1 protein-coding gene is annotated in these 879 nt (G+C 65.3%); it reads left to right on the forward strand.

The features are described 5' to 3' along the window. Window positions 1-879, forward strand: an 879-nt coding sequence (pgi, locus tag KUM39_RS27925; RefSeq protein WP_217788567.1) for a glucose-6-phosphate isomerase, incomplete at both ends; no start/stop codon positions are given.

The raw sequence follows: 879 nt of genomic DNA on the forward strand, positions 1-879 counted from the left end.
GGCGCTGGGTGATGAGAAGGCGGTGGCCCGGCATTTCGTGGCGTTGTCCACGAACGCGGAGAAGGTCACGGAGTTCGGTATCGACCCGGAGAACATGTTCGCGTTCTGGGACTGGGTGGGGGGCCGTTACTCCTTCGACTCCGCGATCGGTCTGTCTTTGATGATCGCGGTCGGTCCGGAGGCGTTCGGGGAGATGCTCGCCGGGTTCCACCTGGTGGACGAGCATTTCCGTAGTGCTCCGGCGGAGTCCAACGTGCCGTTGATCATGGGGTTGCTGGGGATCTGGTACGGCGACTTCCACGACGCGCAGTCCCATGCGGTGCTGCCCTACAGTCACTACCTGTCCAGGTTCACGGCGTATCTGCAGCAGTTGGACATGGAGTCCAACGGCAAGTCGGTGGACCGTGAGGGGCGGCCGGTGGAGTGGCAGACGGGTCCGGTGGTGTGGGGGACGCCGGGCACGAACGGGCAGCACGCCTACTACCAGCTGATCCATCAGGGCACGAAGCTGATCCCGGCGGACTTCATCGGATTCGCCCGTCCGGTGGGTGAGTTGAGCGAGGGGTTGAAGGCGCAGCACGACCTGCTGATGGCCAACTTCTTCGCCCAGACCCAGGCCCTGGCGTTCGGCAAGACCGCCGAGGAGGTCCGCGCGGAAGGAGTCGCCGAGGAACAGGTCGCCCACCGCACCTTCCACGGCGACCATCCCACCACCACCGTCCTCGCCCGCGAACTCACCCCCTCCGTCCTCGGCCAGCTGATCGCGCTGTACGAGCACAAGGTGTTCGTCCAGGGCGCCGTCTGGAACATCGACTCCTTCGACCAGTGGGGCGTCGAACTCGGCAAGGTCCTCGCCAAACGCATCGAACCCGCCCTCAC

It is taken from the genome of Streptomyces corallincola (assembly GCF_019104725.1).
GTDB lineage: Bacteria > Actinomycetota > Actinomycetes > Streptomycetales > Streptomycetaceae > Streptomyces > Streptomyces corallincola.